The 17599-nt window shown below is 61.9% G+C and carries 12 protein-coding genes; 10 read left to right on the top strand and 2 right to left on the bottom strand.

Annotated elements, in window-relative coordinates:
- Positions 1 to 540: 540 nt before the first annotated feature.
- Both EOA36_RS07580 and EOA36_RS07575 read right to left on the bottom strand, forming a co-directional pair.
- On the bottom strand, positions 541 to 1881 hold the full coding sequence (locus tag EOA36_RS07580) for a calcium-binding protein (RefSeq protein WP_127276480.1): 1341 nt from the start codon (positions 1879 to 1881) through the stop codon (positions 541 to 543).
- Positions 1882 to 2404: 523 nt separating this feature from the next.
- Positions 2405 to 3325, bottom strand: a complete 921-nt coding sequence (locus EOA36_RS07575; protein ID WP_127276482.1) for a LysR substrate-binding domain-containing protein — start codon at positions 3323 to 3325, stop codon at positions 2405 to 2407.
- Between the two features lie 122 nt (positions 3326 to 3447).
- Here EOA36_RS07575 and EOA36_RS07570 point away from each other — a divergent pair, with 122 nt between their 5' ends.
- From EOA36_RS07570 to EOA36_RS07525, 10 genes are all read left to right on the top strand, one after another.
- Entirely contained in the window at positions 3448 to 4488 is a 1041-nt protein-coding gene (locus EOA36_RS07570; protein WP_127276478.1) for an aromatic ring-hydroxylating dioxygenase subunit alpha, read from the top strand.
- Positions 4485 to 5612: a 2Fe-2S iron-sulfur cluster-binding protein gene (locus EOA36_RS07565; protein ID WP_127276476.1), complete on the top strand. Its 1128-nt coding sequence runs from the start codon at positions 4485 to 4487 to the stop codon at positions 5610 to 5612. Before EOA36_RS07570 ends, EOA36_RS07565 begins: the two co-directional genes overlap by 4 nt.
- Before the next feature lie 47 nt (positions 5613 to 5659).
- Entirely contained in the window at positions 5660 to 6781 is a 1122-nt protein-coding gene (gene hisC, locus EOA36_RS07560; protein ID WP_127276474.1) for a histidinol-phosphate transaminase, read from the top strand.
- On the top strand, positions 6778 to 8289 hold the full coding sequence (locus EOA36_RS07555) for an FAD-binding oxidoreductase (protein WP_127276472.1): 1512 nt from the start codon (positions 6778 to 6780) through the stop codon (positions 8287 to 8289). The genes hisC and EOA36_RS07555 overlap by 4 nt, the downstream gene beginning before the upstream one ends.
- A 22-nt stretch (positions 8290 to 8311) precedes the next feature.
- A complete protein-coding gene (locus EOA36_RS38770) occupies positions 8312 to 10321 on the top strand; it encodes a DUF2817 domain-containing protein (RefSeq protein WP_127276470.1) in 2010 nt (669 codons plus the stop codon).
- A gap of 69 nt (positions 10322 to 10390) precedes the next feature.
- Positions 10391 to 11188 carry a transporter substrate-binding domain-containing protein gene (locus EOA36_RS07545; protein ID WP_127276468.1) on the top strand — a complete coding sequence of 266 codons (798 nt, stop codon included), beginning with the start codon at positions 10391 to 10393 and terminating at the stop codon, positions 11186 to 11188.
- 76 nt (positions 11189 to 11264) lie between these two features.
- A complete protein-coding gene (locus tag EOA36_RS07540; protein WP_127276466.1) occupies positions 11265 to 11978 on the top strand; it encodes an ABC transporter permease subunit in 714 nt (237 codons plus the stop codon).
- Complete coding sequence (locus tag EOA36_RS07535; RefSeq protein ID WP_127276464.1) at positions 11975 to 12691, top strand: ABC transporter permease; 717 nt, start codon at positions 11975 to 11977, stop codon at positions 12689 to 12691. The genes EOA36_RS07540 and EOA36_RS07535 overlap by 4 nt, the downstream gene beginning before the upstream one ends.
- Before the next feature lie 591 nt (positions 12692 to 13282).
- Positions 13283 to 16609 carry a VCBS domain-containing protein gene (locus tag EOA36_RS07530; RefSeq protein ID WP_127276462.1) on the top strand — a complete coding sequence of 1109 codons (3327 nt, stop codon included), beginning with the start codon at positions 13283 to 13285 and terminating at the stop codon, positions 16607 to 16609.
- 64 nt (positions 16610 to 16673) lie between these two features.
- Positions 16674 to 17599: ABC transporter transmembrane domain-containing protein (locus EOA36_RS07525; protein ID WP_245464280.1), on the top strand; the 926-nt coding region annotated here is incomplete at its 3' end.

Here is a 17599-nt window from a genome sequence, read left to right as displayed (position 1 = left end):
CAACAGTCCAATGTGGAGAAAATCGTCTCAGCTTGACAGCTGGATACTGACGCCACTTGGTTGCTCTGAAGTCCAAAATATGATCCGTCAAGAATGCAAAGACCGCCGAGAGCGCGCCACGACCTGGACAAGCGTGATCATCGGCCCACTCGGCCGGCTAGTATCTGGTTGGCTGGTTGCGCGCGAGCACTAGTCGCGCACGCTTCTTAGCCGACGTCCACCCTCGGTCCGGATAATCGCCTTCGGTTGCGAATTGGAACTCGCCAGGTCTCCCCTTTGCCAAAGGAGAGCAAGGGTGGTTGTGGCTCGGGGTGCCTCGATCGTCGCATCGACAGCTAGGATCTCCTCGTCGCAGACAGGGCTGCATGGGAGCGCCTGGTCGAAGCCTATCCCAAGCCGATTTCCAAAGAGTCGTAACCTCTGTGCAGAGCTACTAGATCGGCGCTATCCGTCGCTATTTTTGATCGCTGTTAGTGGCAACTGGAACACCAGCGGTGACGCGCTCGCGCTTCGTAGTGCCATGTGCGATCGCATGGGCGATCAAATGATGTACACGTCATGATAGGTCAGGGCCGCCCCGGCCTGTAGGTGGGCGATTTCCACCTGAGGGGCCGATCTCGAGCCATCGGGGTCATAGTACAGGATGCCCGTGGTCCGGTCGTAGAGCAGGTAGTCGTTATGGCTGGTGGCGTGTTCGCGCAACTCGAAATACGACGAGTTCACCTGCGTCGGGCTGGACAAGGAACCGGGGCCGAGGCTGGTGAAGACGGCATTGTCGAGATAGAGCGCGTCGTCCGCTGCGTGGAAGTCCGGGAGCCTATCGACATTGCCAGGGCCATAGGCCGTGTCAAACACGAAGGTGTCCTTGCCGGCGCCTCCGTGGAGCACGTCGTTGCCACCTCGGCCCCACAGTATGTCGTTACCAGCCAGGGCATCATAGTTATCGGCCGCGCCAGTGCCGACAAAAGTGTCGTTCCCGGTAGTTCCCTTGGTCGGGTCGGTCGGCGGTGTCGGTGGCTGGTCGATCCCGTCATGGGCCGCATGCCAGACCGCCTTGGCATTGGCCCAGTAATCGCGGGCCGCCTGGCCTTGAAGGACCGTCCAGCCGGCGGGCGGCATTGGATAATCGGACGGCAGCGGCGTGTCAGAGAGGTTGAGGTAGTAATTGCCGTGCGACTCGACCGTCTTGTCCCAGGCGTGCTGCAGCCGCCCCATGCCGTTGTGGTGCACGTCGGTGATCGCCACCACGCAGTCGATGAAGTGCAGGCTTGGCGAGATATCGTTAGCGCCTGTGCCGTTGTCGAGTTTGAACGGCGAGCCGTGGGTCATCTCGCCTTTGCGAAGGTATTCTTTCATGCCCAGAAGCATGCCATCCATGATGACCGTGTTGTTATGCCCATTCACTTCACCGTCACCAAGGCTCACTCCGGAAAACACGTTGTCAAACAGGGAATCCTTGATCGTGCCACTGATGACGTCATCGTCCTCGACCGCGTCGTCTCGGGAGTAGCCGACATAGCTGTCCTCGATGACGAAGTGGCCAGTGCCGCCGACACGAATGCCATCCCAGGGCTGGGTAACCGTCCAATCGTCGATGACAAAGTTGTGGGCTGAATTTATACGGACTGCGGCGGAGTTGACGTAAATGTTCTCCCAGTCGCCGGTTTGGGAGACGGTGCCGTTGATCGTGCCGCCAAAAACCAGGAGGTTGTCGCCGGGGTCGACGATCGAGAAGGGATAGCGGTTGATGGGGCTTCCCTGATTGGCGACGATCCACGAGGCGTCGGTGGCATCGATAGTGGTGTCGGCGGGCAGGCCGGATGCCTTATACTGGGTGTAGCCATAATCGCCGCTTAAGACAATGGTACTTGCCTGGGCCATGGTTGGCCACCTTTCACACCCCCGCCCTTTCCGCCAAGTGCCTGAAGCCGGAAAGGCCTCCATTCATCAGAACGCCCGTCAGCGGTATCGTGCAAATCACAAAATGTAACAGGTCCCGCACGGTGGCTCGTGCCGGAGAGGCGTCTGAAACCCGCCCCGGTCACGTTGCTCGAATGGTTGCGCTACAACGTCGAGTAGGCGACGGCTTGCGCCAGCGAAAGGCTAACACTGGTGACATCCCAGTTGTCACGCGATCGCGGAAGCCAACCGGCCATGCCAGCAGACTGTTAGGCCCGCGGCACCTGCATCAGGATGACGGTCCCGACGAAAGCAGAGTAGAGGGCTAGGTTCAATCAACCAGCGGGTGGTTCTGCTCGTCGTCGCCCGGCTCGGGCTGGCGTGATTGAGGATCGATCGCCCGAGCGCATCTCGATCACGCGATACCGCCTGCAGTCCGGCATGTCAGCGATCAATGACCTAATAAGGACAAAGACAATCAAGTGGGAGTGAACAGTTGAGGACATCAGCTAGCCATTAAAGCTGCGCCCATCCGCTTGGAATTCGACACGATCCACGCGCGCAGTTCCGGGCCGAAGGGCTTTTCCAGAGCTGCACGGTCCCAGGCAAGGAAATAGGCCTGAGACAATTTGAGCCGTTGATTGAAAGGTACGATGAGGCGGCCGGATGCGATATCCTCGGCAGCCATTGATAGCTGCGCCAGCACAACGCCTCTTCCGTTCGTCGCGGCATCGATAGCGGCGCTCGACAAGGAGAAGGCGACTTCACCTGAAGCCTTTTGGTACATCGCTCCGATGCTTGCTGCCCATTCCGTCCAACTGGGCGGTGAGCGGTGGTCGCGAGCCCATTCGATGCTGAGGAGTGGCAGGTCGAGAATGTCGGCGGGGTTGCGCACCGGGTGCCTTGCCAGCAGCGCCGGTGAGCATGCCGGCACCACCCAATCCGTGAACAGTTCGATATAGTGGTTGAAATCGCGATACTTCTCGCCGTACGAAATGCGGAAGTCGACCCCTTCAGTATCCAATCGGGGTTCCGTCTCCGCGCCGACCAGACGTACCGTCGCGCCCGGGTGTGCAATCTGCCAATCCAGCAATTGCGGGCCGATCCATTTGCTGGCCAGCGATGGCAGGCAGGAGATTGTCAGCGTGTTCGCGGACTGGGCGCGATCGATGATGTCTTGAGCCGCACGAATCTGGTCGAATCCGCGGGAAACCGCCGCGTGATACACGCGTCCCAGCGCTGTGAGGGCGACGCTTCTGCCGCGCCGTTCCAGCAGCCTGACCTCGAGGGCCTCTTCCGCTTTGCGTATCTGCTGACTGACCGCGCCAACGGAGACGCCAAGCTCGGTCGCGGCCGCCGTCATACTGCCGCGTCTGCCGAAGGCCTCGAAGGCCTGTATCGCACGCAGCGGCGGCGTCTTGTTCACCTGGGCAAGGATCCTGGGGTCATCTTGATTTAGTTTTTCTAAAATAGAACGCAGATGCAAGCCCTATGTCGTCCAGGATCCGCAAGATATTCGTTTGGGGGTTCACAAGCTGGGAGGACGCCATGTTTCTTCGAAACTGCTGGTACGTTGCCGCGTGGGACCATGAGGTCGCCGACCGGCTGGTGCCGACCCGGATTCTTGGCGAGGATATCGTCCTCTACCGCCGGACCGATGGCGTGGTAGCGGCGCTCGAAGACGCCTGTCCGCATCGCAAGCTGCCGCTGTCCATGGGTCGCATAAAGGGCGACACGGTCGAGTGCGGCTATCACGGCCTGACCTTCGACAGCACGGGGACCTGCACGCGGGTGCCGGGCGCGGAAAAGATACCCCATGTCGCCTGCGTCCGTTCCTATCCGATTGCCGAGCGCTACGGCTTGCTCTGGATCTGGATGGGCGAGGCGGCAAAGGCCGATCCCGACCTGATTTTCGCTGTCGATCACTGGGGCGACCCGGCATGGGGCGTCAACCGCGGCGAATCGATGGCGCTCGATTGCAACTATCTCTACATGACCGACAACCTGCTCGACCCCTCGCATGTGTCCTGGGTCCATCAGTCCTCCTTCGGTGGTGTCCAGGCCATGGAGGATGCGCCGCTCGAAACCACCGTGGGCGAAGACGGCGTAACGGTATGGCGCTGGGTGGTCGATGCCGCACCGGCGCCCTTCTATGCACCCTTCCTCAAATTCTCCGGCAATTGCGACCGCAAGCAGCACTACGAGGTGCGCTACCCGTCCAACGCGATCATCAAGGCGATCTTCGTACCGGCACGCACCGGCGGCGAAGGCAAGCCGCTGCACGAGGACGTGTTCCTCATGGACAGTTACAATTTCATGACGCCTGTCGATGAGAACCAGACGAAATATTACTGGTTCCAGATGCGCAATTTCGCTCCCGACGATCTGGAGGTGTCGCGCCGGTTCGCCACCTCCGTGCGCGGCGCTTTCGACGAGGACCGCACCGTGCTCAACGCGGTGCACAAGGGCATGGCCAACAAGCGCACGCCCAATCTCGATCTCAAGATCGATGTCGGGCCGCTGCGTTTTCGCCGCAACCTGGCCAAGCTGATCGCCAGCGAGAGCCAGCAATTGGCGGCCGCCGAATGAACGCATTCACCGCTCGCGACACCATCGCAAGAAGCGGGTTTCGCGACCTGAGGGTGGTTGCGAAGGTGCGCGAAAGCGCCATCATCACGTCGTTCCACATGGAGCCGGTCAATCCACTGGACTGGCGCGATTTCGAGCCGGGCCAGTTCCTGGTGTTCAAGATACCCGTACCGCACGCGGCAGGCGAAAAGGGATATGTGCTGCGCAACTATAGCGTCTCCTGTTCTCCGGCCAGCAAGGGTCGCTACCGGATCAGCGTGAAGCGGGAAGCAGCATCCGCGCCTGGCCTGCCTGATGGGATAAGCTCATGCTTCCTGCATGACCGGATCGACGTCGGTGACGTCCTTCAGGCCGAAGGGCCGCGCGGCGAGTTCGTGCTCGACAAGGCGAGCAGCCGTCCAGTGGTGCTGCTCAGCGGCGGCGTTGGGCTGACGCCGATGGTGTCGATGCTGCATGCGCTGGCTTCGATGCCGGACCGCCGCATCGTCTTCGTTCACGCTTGCGAGAATGGCGACGTGCATGCCTTGCGCGACGAGGTGAGCGGCCTTGTCGCGACACGGCCCGGCCTGTCCGCCCACTACTGCTATCGGTCTCCTTCCGAACGCGACAAAGCCAAGCAGCACTTCCACAGCGAAGGCATGATTTCGCGGGACGTGCTGCAACGCCTGCTGCCGATCGACGACTATGATTTCTATCTCTGTGGTCCGCCGCCGTTCATGCAGGCGATTTACGCCATGTTGCGAGCGCTTGGCGTGCCGAAGCACCGCATTGCCTACGAATTTTTCGGCCCGTCGACGGTGCTTGAGCCTGATGCATTTCGGACCTCGGCGGTTGTTGCGCAGCCGGCAAGGATCGTGCCGACAGACGAGGCGACGACCATGGAGTTCCGAAAATCGGGACTCAAGGCCATCTGGGACGGCTCCGCCGCATCGCTGCTCGACTTTGCCGAGGATCACGGTCTGAAACCGGAATTCAGCTGCCGGTCGGGCATCTGTGGCACATGCAAGTCGCGGCTGGTCTCGGGTGACGTCGCCTATTTCGAAGAACCGCTGGACGAGCTTGGGGCAGGCGAAGTGCTGCTGTGCTGCTCCAGGCCGAGCGGATCAATCGTCCTGGATATTTGACAAGATCGCGATGCCGCGTATGGGCGCGGGGAAACGGAAGTCGGAATTTGGAACAGTCGGTCAAACCAGTGTCGAGCCTGCCGCTCAATCCGCATATCGCCGCCTTGCCGCCCTACAATGCCGGCATGAACATAGCGATGGCGCGGGCGCTGAGTGGCCGCCAAGACATCGCCCGGCTGGCCAGCAATGAGAACCCGGACGGCTGTTCTCCCGCCGTCATGGCCGCATTGGCTTCGTCATCGTTCGAACCATGGCGCTATGCCGATCCGGCTTGCACGGCGCTGCGGGCAGTGCTTGGCGAAAGACTGGCGGTCGATCCCGGCCTGATCGTTGCCGGCAACGGCTCCGAGGAGATGATCGCCGCCATCTCGCGCGCCGTCCTGGTGCCGGGCGCCTCCGTCGTCACCACGGTGCCGAGCTTCGGCCTGCATGAGATAGAGCCGCTGGCAGTGGGGGCTGATGTCGTCAAGGTTGCGATGACGCCTGGAATGGAGTTCGACCTTGCCGCGCTGGAAACGGCGATTGCCGCCAGGCCACGGATCGTTTTCATATCCTCGCCATGGAACCCGGTCGGGCCGGGTCTCGACCATTCCGGCTTGCAACGGCTGATCGGCGCCGTGCGGCCAGGCACGCTTCTTGTCCTCGACGAAGCCTATTTCGAATTTGCCGATCCCGGTGCGCCGGACGGCATCGAGGTTCTGCGCGGTCACGGCATCGACCATGTGGTGCTGCGGACGTTTTCGAAGGCGTATGGGCTGGCGGGGCTGCGCGTCGGCTATGCCGTCTGTTCGAGCCTCGAACTGGCACGGGTGATCGCCGCTGCCAAGACGCCATTCAACGTCAACGCAGCGGCACAGACCGCCGCGATCGCGGCACTCGCCGACGAAAGCTGGATGAAGGCGTCGGCGAGCCGGGTCAGGGCCGAGCGCGTGCGCACAGCCACCGCTCTTGTTGGCCTTGGTTTCCGGGTTGCGCCGTCGCAGACAAACTTCCTGTTCTTCGACTGCAAGGGTGATAGTTCGAGCCTCGCCGCCGATCTTCTGAAGCAGGGGATTATCGTCAAGGCGTGGCGAGAAGCCGGCTACGAACGCTATCTGCGTGCCACCATCGGCTTGCCGGCGGACAATGACCGGCTGATTGCGGCACTTCAGGAATTGGTGGGACGATGACCGGCCTCGCGCCCCAAGGGCAAACGAACTGGATCGACCAGGCGGTGCCGTTGTCGTTTGTCGACGCGCTCCGCGATGTCGTCGGCGCTTCGAATGTGCGCACCGGAGAGGATACCGAGGCGATCGACCTTGGCTCGAATGGCGCGAATTGTGGCGCCGGCATCGTCGTTGCGCCTTTATCGACCGGTGAAGTCGCGGCGGTGGCGCGCATCTGTCACCAGAACGGGATCGCGATCGTGCCGCAAGGTGGAAAGACCGGCCTGGTCGGCGGCAGTGTTTCGCGGCCAGGCGAGATCGTCCTTTCGATGACGCGCATGAACCGCATCGAGCGGCTTGATCCTGTCGAGCGGGTGGCCGTCGTCGACGCCGGCGTTACTCTTGAAGCGCTGCAAGAGGCCGCGCGCGAACACCGGCTGGAACCGGGCATCGATCTTGCCGCGCGCGGCTCGGCAACGATCGGCGGCATGGTGTCCACCAATGCGGGCGGCGTGATGGCCTTTCGCAACGGCGTGATGCGCCACCGCGTGCTTGGCCTCGAGGCCGTTCTGGCCGACGGATCGGTCTATTCCGATCTCACCCGGGTGGTGAAGAATTCGGCCGGCTATGATCTGAAACATCTCTTCATCGGCGCCGAGGGCACGCTCGGCATCGTCACCCGCGTGGTCGTCAAGCTCGACCCTTCGCCGCTAGCCAGCGCCACCGCGCTTTTCGGGCTGCCATCGGTCGAGGCTGCTCTGCGGACCATTCGCCTGGCTCTTGAATCGGAGGCCGGGCATCTGCGCGCGGCCGAGGCGATGTGGACCTCGTATTTCAGTCTGGCCGCCGCCGCGCATGGATGGTCCGAACCAGGCGTGCCGCTCGACCAGCCGCTGTTCTTGCTGCTGTCGCTTGGCGGCGCGCGCGAAGAGGCGCTGCGCGAGGATTTCGAGCGGATTTATTCGGAAGTAATGGAGCGCTATCCCGAAGCGACCGGCATCATCGCCGGCTCGCGGCGGCAAGAGGACGACCTGTGGCGGCTGCGCGAGGACACCAGCGTGCTCTATCGCGCCCATCCCGATGCGCCTTCTTTCGACGTGTCGGTGCCATTGTCGGAAATTCCAGCATATCTCGACAGAATCCTGCCTAAGCTCGCTGCGATCGAACCCGGTCTGGCGCCCTATATCTTCGGACATCTGGCCGATGGGAACCTGCATATCATCCTCAACCGCCGGGGGCCTCTGGCGCCCGAAATTGCCGAGCGTGTCGAGGGTGTCCTGTATCAACAGCTCCGGGAGATTGGCGGTTCCTTTTCCGCCGAGCACGGTGTTGGGTCGAAGCGCATCCATTCCCTGCTGGCGACAGCCGACCCGACGAAGCTCGCCGTGATGGAGCGGGTGAAACGAGTGCTGGACGATCAGTCGATCATGAACCCCGACAAGGTGCTTCCCCGCGATGCCTGGTTCGTTCGGTCTTCCAGGCCATCTCATTCCGGCAGCTTTAAGAACGTGAGCAACCTCACCGATGAGTAACCCCATGCCGGAATCACAGGGAATGAACGGATTGACCGCCAGTCGTCCATTGGGATCGACGAAGCGCCATGACGAGCCGGCCCCGGCCTATGCCTCTGATTTCGGCGCCTTGCGCCAAGAATTTCGCCAAGCGGCCGAGCGGGCGGGCGCGGAGCTGTCTGAATATGTTCATCCGCTGAACGGGCCCGATGGCGGGCCGCTGGCGACGGATGTGGCACTGCTTGGCCGTCGCGACGCGCGCAAGCTGATCGTGCTCATTTCCGGCACGCATGGTGTCGAGGGGCCGTTCGGCTCGACCTGCCAGACCGCCTGGCTCGGCCAGAAGAACCTGCGGCGCTTGCCTGACGACATGGCGATCCTTGCCATCCACCTCATCAATCCCTGGGGCACGGCGTGGTCGCGGCGCGTCAACGAAGACAATGTCGACCTCAACCGCAATTTCATCGACTGGTCGGCCGGCGCTCCGGTCAACAATGGCTATGCCGGCCTTCACGACGCCGTGGCATACCGCGAATGGGCAGGGGCGGACCGTATAGCGGCCGACGAGAAACTCGCCGCAGCGCGCAAGAGGCTTGGGCATGCCGGGCTGGCAGCGATCGTCGAGGCTGGCCAGTATGAATTCGCCGACGGGATGTTCTACGGCGGTGGCGGGCCGGTCTGGTCGAACAGGACGCTGAACGAAATCCTGAAGGCTTTTGCCGGCGCGGCGCGCCAGGTCATCGTTTTCGACCTGCATACGGGGGCGGGGCCTTACGGCTATCCGGCTCTGCTTTCGGTGGCGAGTTCCGAGCATGCTGGCCTTGCCTGGGGCAAATCCATCTTCGGGCCGGCGCTCTCGACCGTGCTGACCGGCCCGGGCGCCAAGACCGGCACCGGCATCGCTGCGACTGCGACCGGCTATGTCTCCGACGCCGTCCGCAAGGCAATGCCGGACGCGCGCGTGCTGCCGCTTGTCGTCGAATGCGGCACGCTGGACGGCCCCTCGGTCATGGAAGCGGTGCAAGCCGACAACTGGCTGCATCTGTTCGGGAAGCTCGATTCGCCGCTGGGCAAGCGAATCCGGGAGACGCTGCGCTCGGCCTTCATTCCCGATGATCCGGATTGGCAGCGCACTTGCCTGTCCAGCAGCCTGCGCTATTTCGACCGTGCACTGGCCGAGCTACAGACTGTCGAGGTAGCCCAGGACGAGGCCATAAGGCGCGAACAGACGCCGCCAACCGCTCCGGCCCCTGTGGCCGATCCGAAGCCTGCTGATGAAGCGAAGATCACGACGCCGGCAGTGCAGATCGACGAGCTTCACAAGAGCTTCGGCTCGCTTCTGGTGTTGAAGGGCGTCAATCTCACCGCCCATGCCGGCGAAGTCATTTCCATGATTGGCTCGTCGGGTTCGGGCAAGAGCACGTTCCTGCGTTGCATCAATCTTCTGGAACAGCCGGATGGCGGCAAGGTCGCCATCGACGGCGAACTCATCAAGATGAAGCCGCTGTCGAACGGCCGTCTCGGGCCGGCCGACATGGCGCAGGTCGAACGCATCCGCGCCCGGGTCGGGATGGTGTTCCAGAACTTCAATCTGTGGCCGCACATGACGGTGGTGGAGAACATCATCGAAGCGCCCCGGCATGTGCTGAAGGAGCCTCGCGAGAAGGCCCTCGAACACGCGCATGCCCTGCTGAAGAAGGTCGGGCTCGCCGACAAGCATGCCCACTATCCCGGCCAGTTGTCCGGCGGCCAGCAGCAGCGGGCGGCGATTGCCCGCACGCTGGCGATGCGGCCCAAGGTCATCCTCTTCGACGAGCCGACATCGGCGCTCGACCCCGAGCTGGTCGGCGAGGTGCTGCGGGTGATCCGCCAACTGGCGGAGGAAGGCAACACCATGATCCTCGTGACGCATGAGATGCAGTTCGCGCGCGAGGTCTCCCACAAGGTTCTGTTTCTCCACCAGGGAAAGGTGGAGGAAGAGGGTGCGCCGGCGGAGCTGTTCGGCAGCCCGCGCTCGGAGCGTCTGCGCCAATTCCTGGCACGGACACTGTGAAGCAAGCCCTCGAAGCGTTCGGCTCGCACCGGACAACGGCAATGAAGATCAACAACAAGGGGAACTGATATGAAACTGAAAGTCTTGACGCTGCTCGCCTGTCTGGCGGGAAGCATGGGCAGCGCATGGGCGGCCGAAGGCGAGCTGTCCATTGGTACGGAAGGCGCCTACCCGCCATGGAGCATGTCCGACGCCAACGGCAACGTCACCGGCTTCGACGCCGATGTCGGCGCATTGCTATGCACCAAACTTGGCGTGACCTGCCATTTCGTGGTGCAGGCCTTCGACGGGTTGATCCCGGCGCTGAAGGCCAAGCGCTTCGACGTCATCATCTCGGGCATGTCGATCACCGCCGATCGCAAGAAGGAGATCAACTTCAGCGTCGGCTATGCCGAACTGGCCAACATGTTCGTCGCGGCCAAGGGTTCTGATCTCGCCGCCATCACCGACGTCGACACGCTGCTGAAATCGCTCGATGGCAAGAAGGTCGGCGTGCAGGCTGGCACCACGCACGCGCATTTCCTCGAGAAGCGTGCGCCGAATGCCGACCTGAAAACCTACGACACGCTCGATCAGATGCAGATCGACCTGGCGAGCGGCCGTATCGACACGGCTTTCGCCGATCAATCCGCCTTGCAGGATTTTCTGGACAAGCCGGATGGCAAGAACTTCCAGCTGATAGGTGTTGAGATAAAGAGCACGTTCGACCCGACGCTTGGCGAAGGCATCGGCGTCGGCATCGCGCAGGACAACACCGAGCTCAAGGCCAAGATCGACAAGGCGCTTTGCGAGTTGATCGCCGACGGCTCGGTCGGCAAGGCCAGCCAGAAATGGTTCAAGACGGACATTTCCCGGCCCTGCAAATAACGCCTTGGAATTCTGGCATGCGCCCGGACAGCCGGGCGCATGCGTCTCATTGGCACGACAGACTAGGGCAACTCGGATGGAATTCGGTCTCTGGCAAGTTTGGGAAGCGGGTTGGGTGACCGTCATCCTGCGTGGCGCGGCGATCACAATCCTTGTGGGTTTCGTCAGCATGGCGGCCGGTCTGGTGATCGGCATTGTCTGCGGGCTGATCAAATGGGCCCGGATATTTCCACTTTCGCTGGTGGTCGATGCTTATACGTCGCTTGTGCGTGGCGTGCCCGAACTGCTTATCATCTACCTGCTGTTTTTCAGTTCGGTTGAATTCGTGACCAAGGTCGTGACTGCCTTCGGCTATGCCGGAGTTGCGGAAAGCGGTTATGCGTTCGTCATCGCGGTCATCGCCATCGGCGCGATCTCCGGGGCCTATTCGACCGAGGTCGTGCGCGGGGCGCTCGGCGCCATCCCCAATGGGCATATCGAGGCAGCTCGAGCGCTCGGGCTGCCGGGCGCACGCATCTTCCGCCGCATCATCGCCCCGCAGATGCTGCGCATCGCCGTTCCCGGCATCAACAATGTCTGGCAGACGACGATCAAGGACACCGCTTTGGTTTCCGTGGTCGGCCTTCAGGAGTTGATGCGCATTTCCTTCATCGGCGCCAACTCCACCCGCCACCCGTTCATCTTCTACTTGATTGCGGCGGTGGTTTATCTCGCCATCACGCTTGTAAGCCAGGCCGGCTTCGACGGGATCGAACGCCTGCTCAGGCTACGGACGAGAAAAGCAGTATGATAGACCTCATCCAGCTTGCGGTTCCCGTTCTGCTCAAGGGCATGTGGGTCACAGCCGCGCTGACCTTCGTTTCGGTGCTGATCGGCTTCAATCTGGGCCTCGGACTGGCGCTTATGCGGCTGTCGTCGAACTGGCTCCTGTCGGGCTTCGCCAAATATTACAGCAACGTCTTTCGCGGGACCCCGCTGCTGGTGCAGATCTTCCTGTTTTACTACGGGCTCGGCCAGCTTTCGCTGATCAAGGACAACGCGGTTTTGTGGTGGGTGATCAGCGACGGATCGCGTTGCGCCGTCCTGGCACTCGCGCTGAATACGGCCGCTTACACATCCGAGATACTGCGCGGCGGATTGATGTCGGTTCCGGTCGGTCTCGTCGAGGCGGCCCAGGCATGCGGCATGTCGCGCATGCTGCGGTTCCGCCGCATCGAGTTCCCGCTCGCCATCCGCCAGGCGCTGCCGGCGTATGGCAATGAGCTTATCCTTGTGGTGAAGGGCACCAGCCTCGCCTCGACGATCACGGTGCTCGAAATCACCGGCTACGCCAAGCGGCTGATGAGCCAGACCTTCGCGATCTTCGAGATTTTCGCAATTGCTGGCGTGCTCTACCTCGTGATCAATCTGCTGCTGATCGCGATCATCCGATCCATCGAGCGTTCTCTGACCAGGCATGAGTCGTCCTCCAGCCAGAAATCGACCGCACTCAAATCGATCTGACGTCTCATGACGCTGTCTAAAGCTCATTCCTCGCGATCTGGCCGCCTTCATTAGCCTTGGCGGGCAAGCATGACGGATCGCCCACCATAGCTGTGGCGCTGACGGCTATGTCAGTCGCTTTTTCTTTCGCAGTGCCCACGATTGGGCCGGGCGTGGGTTATCTCTCTCGGAGGCGTCAGGCAGGCTCCGCGAGCCGTCACCTGTGCACTAGGCCGTGAACTCATGCCGCTCTGGCTTCGAATATTAACTGTTCCCCAAAGTTGGGCGTTGACGCTTCGTCTCCAGTAGAGTTAATAATCTCCTAATATAAGCATCGTCTAAATCTCTTGATCGGAAACCGAGGATTTAGGGGATATAATCGGGGTAGGGAGACGTAGCGCAGCGACCAACGTCGCCGCCGCCGCCATCATGCAATCATCATCCGCTAGCTCCAGCCGGCTCTTCTTGCCCGGCAGGCGCGGTGATGGCGCACTGCACTTCCAACCCAGTTGTGTGCCGATTTTTGGGATCGACGCTCGGACAGGGCGTGGTCGTGCAGGGCTGTCAACAAACAGGCGTAGGGGCGTCTGTCAGGGAAAAAGGGGTTGAAAAATGGCTACTCAGGTCACCGGTGCCGGCGGCACCACGACGTCGTTCTCCAATACACCGCAAGCAAACAATGACGTTTTCAATCTCACCGAGGATACGGTCGTCCTCGCTTCAGGTTCGCAAACCATCATAGTTCTCGATGTGATGGCGAACGATCAGGGTGGAAACGCGAAGTCCCTCTTTTCGGTGGACGATGGGATTTCCGCATCGACGGCCACGAAGCAATACGCCCCCATCGACCTGACGACTCAGGACGTTCAGGCGACCGGCATTTCAGCCTGGGAAAGCATCGGCGGCGGGGTTTCCATCCGCATCAACAACGGCAAGGTCGAGATGGACCTTAGTGGATATCTGGCGGCGCATGGCTTCGCCAGCCTGCAAGCCATGGGTGCGGGCGACCAGATCAACGAGACCTTCACCTATGCGATCAAACTCGGCAACGGAACGCTGAGCTGGGCCAGCGTCTCCGTCAATATCCAGGGCACCAATGACGGCGCGATAATCACCGCCGTCCCGGGCGCGGACACGACCGTGGTGGAGGCCGGCGGCGTTGCCAATGGCACGCTGAATGATCCCAACGCGCATGGACAGTTGATCATCACCGACCCCGATGTCGGCCAGGACCATTTCCAGGCTCCCCCAAGCCTTCAGGGCACTTATGGCACCTTCACCTTCAATACGACAACCGGTGTGTGGGCCTATACGCTGAACCAGACCCTTGCCGATCCGTTGACGCAGGGCCAGCCCGTTACAGATACTCTGACCGTGAAGTCAGCTGACGGAACGGCGAGTTATAACATCGTCGTGAATATTACTGGCACCAATGACGCGCCGGTTGCGATTGCTAACGTCAATTCGGTGAAAGAGGACACCGCGCCCAATCCGGTGAGCGGCAATGTGCTTTCCAACGACACCGATGTCGACAATGGCGACACGCATAGCGTCAGCGCCGTCAACGGCTCGGCTGGCAATGTCGGCAACGACCTGGTCGGCACCTATGGCACGCTGCATCTCAACAGCGACGGCAGCTACAGCTATACGCTCGACAATGGCCTGGCCTCGGTGCAGCAGCTTGCCGAAGGCGCCACCGTCACCGACGTCTTCAGCTACACCAATGCCGACAATCACGGCGGCTCTTCGTCCGCCAACCTGACCATCACCATCACCGGCACCAATGACGCGCCGGTGGCGGTGGCCGACATCAATTCGGTGAAAGAGGACACCGCGCCCAATCCGGTCAGCGGCAATGTGTTGACCAACGACACCGATGTCGACACCGGCGACACCCACAGCGTCACCGCCGTCAATGGCGTGACCGGCAATGTCGGCACCGATGTCACGGGCACCTACGGCACGCTGCATCTCAACAGCAACGGCACCTACACCTACACGCTCAACAATAGCCTGGCCTCGGTGCAGGCGTTGGCCCAGGGCGCCAGCGTCACCGACGTCTTCACCTACACCAATTCCGACAACCATGGCGGCTCATCGACCGCCAACCTGACCGTCACGGTGAACGGCACAGACGACGCCAGTGCAACGTTGATTTCCTCCGTCGTGGACGGCAAGCAGGGAAACAACGCCACGCCAAGCACCGTGACAATAACATTCACGTCGGCTGTCACCGCGAATTTTGCAAATCTATCGGACGTGATGCACGTCACCGGTTTGCCGAATGTCAGCGTGATCGCGGGGTCGGGAAGCTTCAATGCAGCCCACACTCAGTATACGTTCCAAGTCGACAAAGGCGCGGGGAGCAACAACGGATCGTCCTACACGCTTAATATCGACAGCGGAGCATTCACGGACACCACAGGGCATACAAACGCAGCGAAAACCACGTCAGGACTCAAACCCGCCGGCACCTCCGGCGAGCCCATCAACCTCGCCCTCACCGACCCCTCACATGAAGGCGCACTCATCACCGTCACCGTGAAGGACGTTCCCTCAGGCTGGACCATCGACGGCGCGACGCACAACGCCGATGGATCCTGGACGGTGCAGACCAACGACCTGCACGGGCTGACCGTGACCACCCCGGCAGACTTCACCGGGGCAGCCGTGCTCGACGTCCAGATGAGCTGGATCAACGCCGACGGGACCTTGGGCACTGCGTCGATCGCCGATAATGTCGAGGCCTACGCTCCGGGATCGCCGATCTTTGCCTGGTCCGGCGACGACGTGCTGACCGGCTCGCACGGCAACGACCTCTTCGTCTTCTCGCAGCCGATCGGCGCCGACACCGTGCACAATTTCGACGCCGCGGCCGACCAGATCGACCTCATCGGCTACAGTGGATTGGCAGACTTTGCCGACCTCCAGACGCACATCGCCGACGATGCCAATGGCAATGCGGTGATCGCGCTCGGCGACGGACAGTCGATCACGCTGGACGGCGTGCATTCGGGCGCACTCACGGCAAGCAATTTCGTCTTCGACCAGACACCGGTGGTCAACAATTCAGGCACCATGACGATCGGCGACGGCGCGTTGCTGCCGCTGAGCGGCATCATCAACAACAGCGGCCTGATCTCGCTCGGCTCGACCGGCAGCGATACGCTGCTGCAGGTTATCCAGCACGGCGTGACCTTGCAGGGAGGCGGGCAGATCCTGTTATCCGACAGCGCCGCCAACATGATTTCCGGCACCGGGCCGGATGTCACTCTCGTCAACGTCGACAACACGATCTCGGGCGCCGGCCAGCTGGGCGGCGGCATGCTCAGCCTCGACAATAGGGGGACCATCATCGCCTCCGGCTCGAATGCGCTGGTCATCGATACCGGAGGCAGTGTCGTCACCAACTCCGGAACGCTGGAAGCAACGGGTTCGGGCGGGCTGACGATCACCGGCGGCCTGGCGAATTCGGGCATGCTCTGGGCCAATGGCGGTGACATCGTAATCCATGGCCAAGTCACCGGCGACGGCGATGCCACCATCGGCAACTTGTCGAAGTTGGAGTTCGGCGGCGCCTCGTCGACGGACGTCACCTTCGGACACGACGCTGCCGGCACGCTGCAACTCGACGATTCCTTCGACTACAGCGGACGCATCGGCGGCATCACCAATGATGACCGACTGGACCTCGGCGATATCCTGTTCGGTGCGGGAACGACGGCCGTCTATCAGGCAAACCAGGATGGCAGCGGCGGAACGCTGACCGTTTCGGACGGCACCCATGGCGCCGCATTGCATCTGGTCGGCAGCTATGATGCGAACGCCTTCAAGCTTGCCGACGATGGCCAGGGCCATACCGTCGTTTCGTACAGTCCGGCGGAATTCACGCTGACCGGCATCGGCAGTGGGGCGATTTCGAGCGACTTGGTGGTGTGAGCGAAAAGGGCCGCCGGCTGCGGCGGCTCCCTTGACCTGACGAGTATCGAGTGGGGTTCTGGAAGTGGATAGCAAGTCTCGAATTGTGAAGGATGCGCTTCGGGCATGCCGCCGCTATTTCCTGGTTGCGGCGGCATTCAGCCTGGCGATCAACCTGCTTTACCTCGCCTCCCCACTCTACATGCTGCAGATCTACGACCGGGTTGTCACCAGCGGCAGCGAAACCACGCTGGTGATGCTGACCCTGGTGTTGCTGGCGGCGTTCCTTTCGCTGGCCGGTCTCGACCTTGTCCGCGCCTGGATCCTGACGCGTGCCAGCGCCCGGCTCGACCGGTTGCTCTCGGCAAGGATCCTCGCCGCGTCCGTGGAAACCCCATCGCCCGGCTCCTCGCCGAGCCAGCCGATCCGCGACTTCGATACGTTCAGGCAGGTCATCACCGGCAGCGGCATCCACGCCCTGTTCGATCTGCCATGGTCGCCCATCTACATCGGCATCATCTTCCTGCTGCATCCTTGGCTCGGCTTCTTCGCGCTCGGCTGCTCGCTGCTCTTGATCGGCATGGCCGTGCTCAACGAGTATCTCGTGCGCTCGCCGCTGAAGCAGGCCAACGAGCTGGCGACGAACAACTATAACTTCACCGAGATGAGTCTCAGGAACTCGGAAGTCGTTCGCGCCATGGGGATGATCGACGGTCTCATCCGCCGCTGGGGGCGCGACCGCAACTTGGCGCTGCGGCGCCAGGCGGAGGCAAGCGACCGCGCCGCCCTGATGTCGGGCCTTATCCGGTTCCTGCGGCTCACCATGCAATCGCTGATCCTCGGCCTCGGCGCCTATCTGGTGATCGAACGGCAAATTACCGGCGGCACCATGTTCGCGGCGAGTCTCCTGCTGGGCAGGGGGCTGCAGCCTGTCGAGCAGATCGTCGGCCTCTGGCGCAGCCTGATCCTGGCGCGGGCTGCCTTGGCAAGGGTCGAGAAGCTGGTCGACGG

Origin of the sequence: Mesorhizobium sp. M8A.F.Ca.ET.021.01.1.1, from assembly GCF_003998025.1 — a bacterium.
Lineage (GTDB): Bacteria > Pseudomonadota > Alphaproteobacteria > Rhizobiales > Rhizobiaceae > Mesorhizobium.
This window is presented reverse-complemented; position numbering and strand designations above follow the sequence as displayed.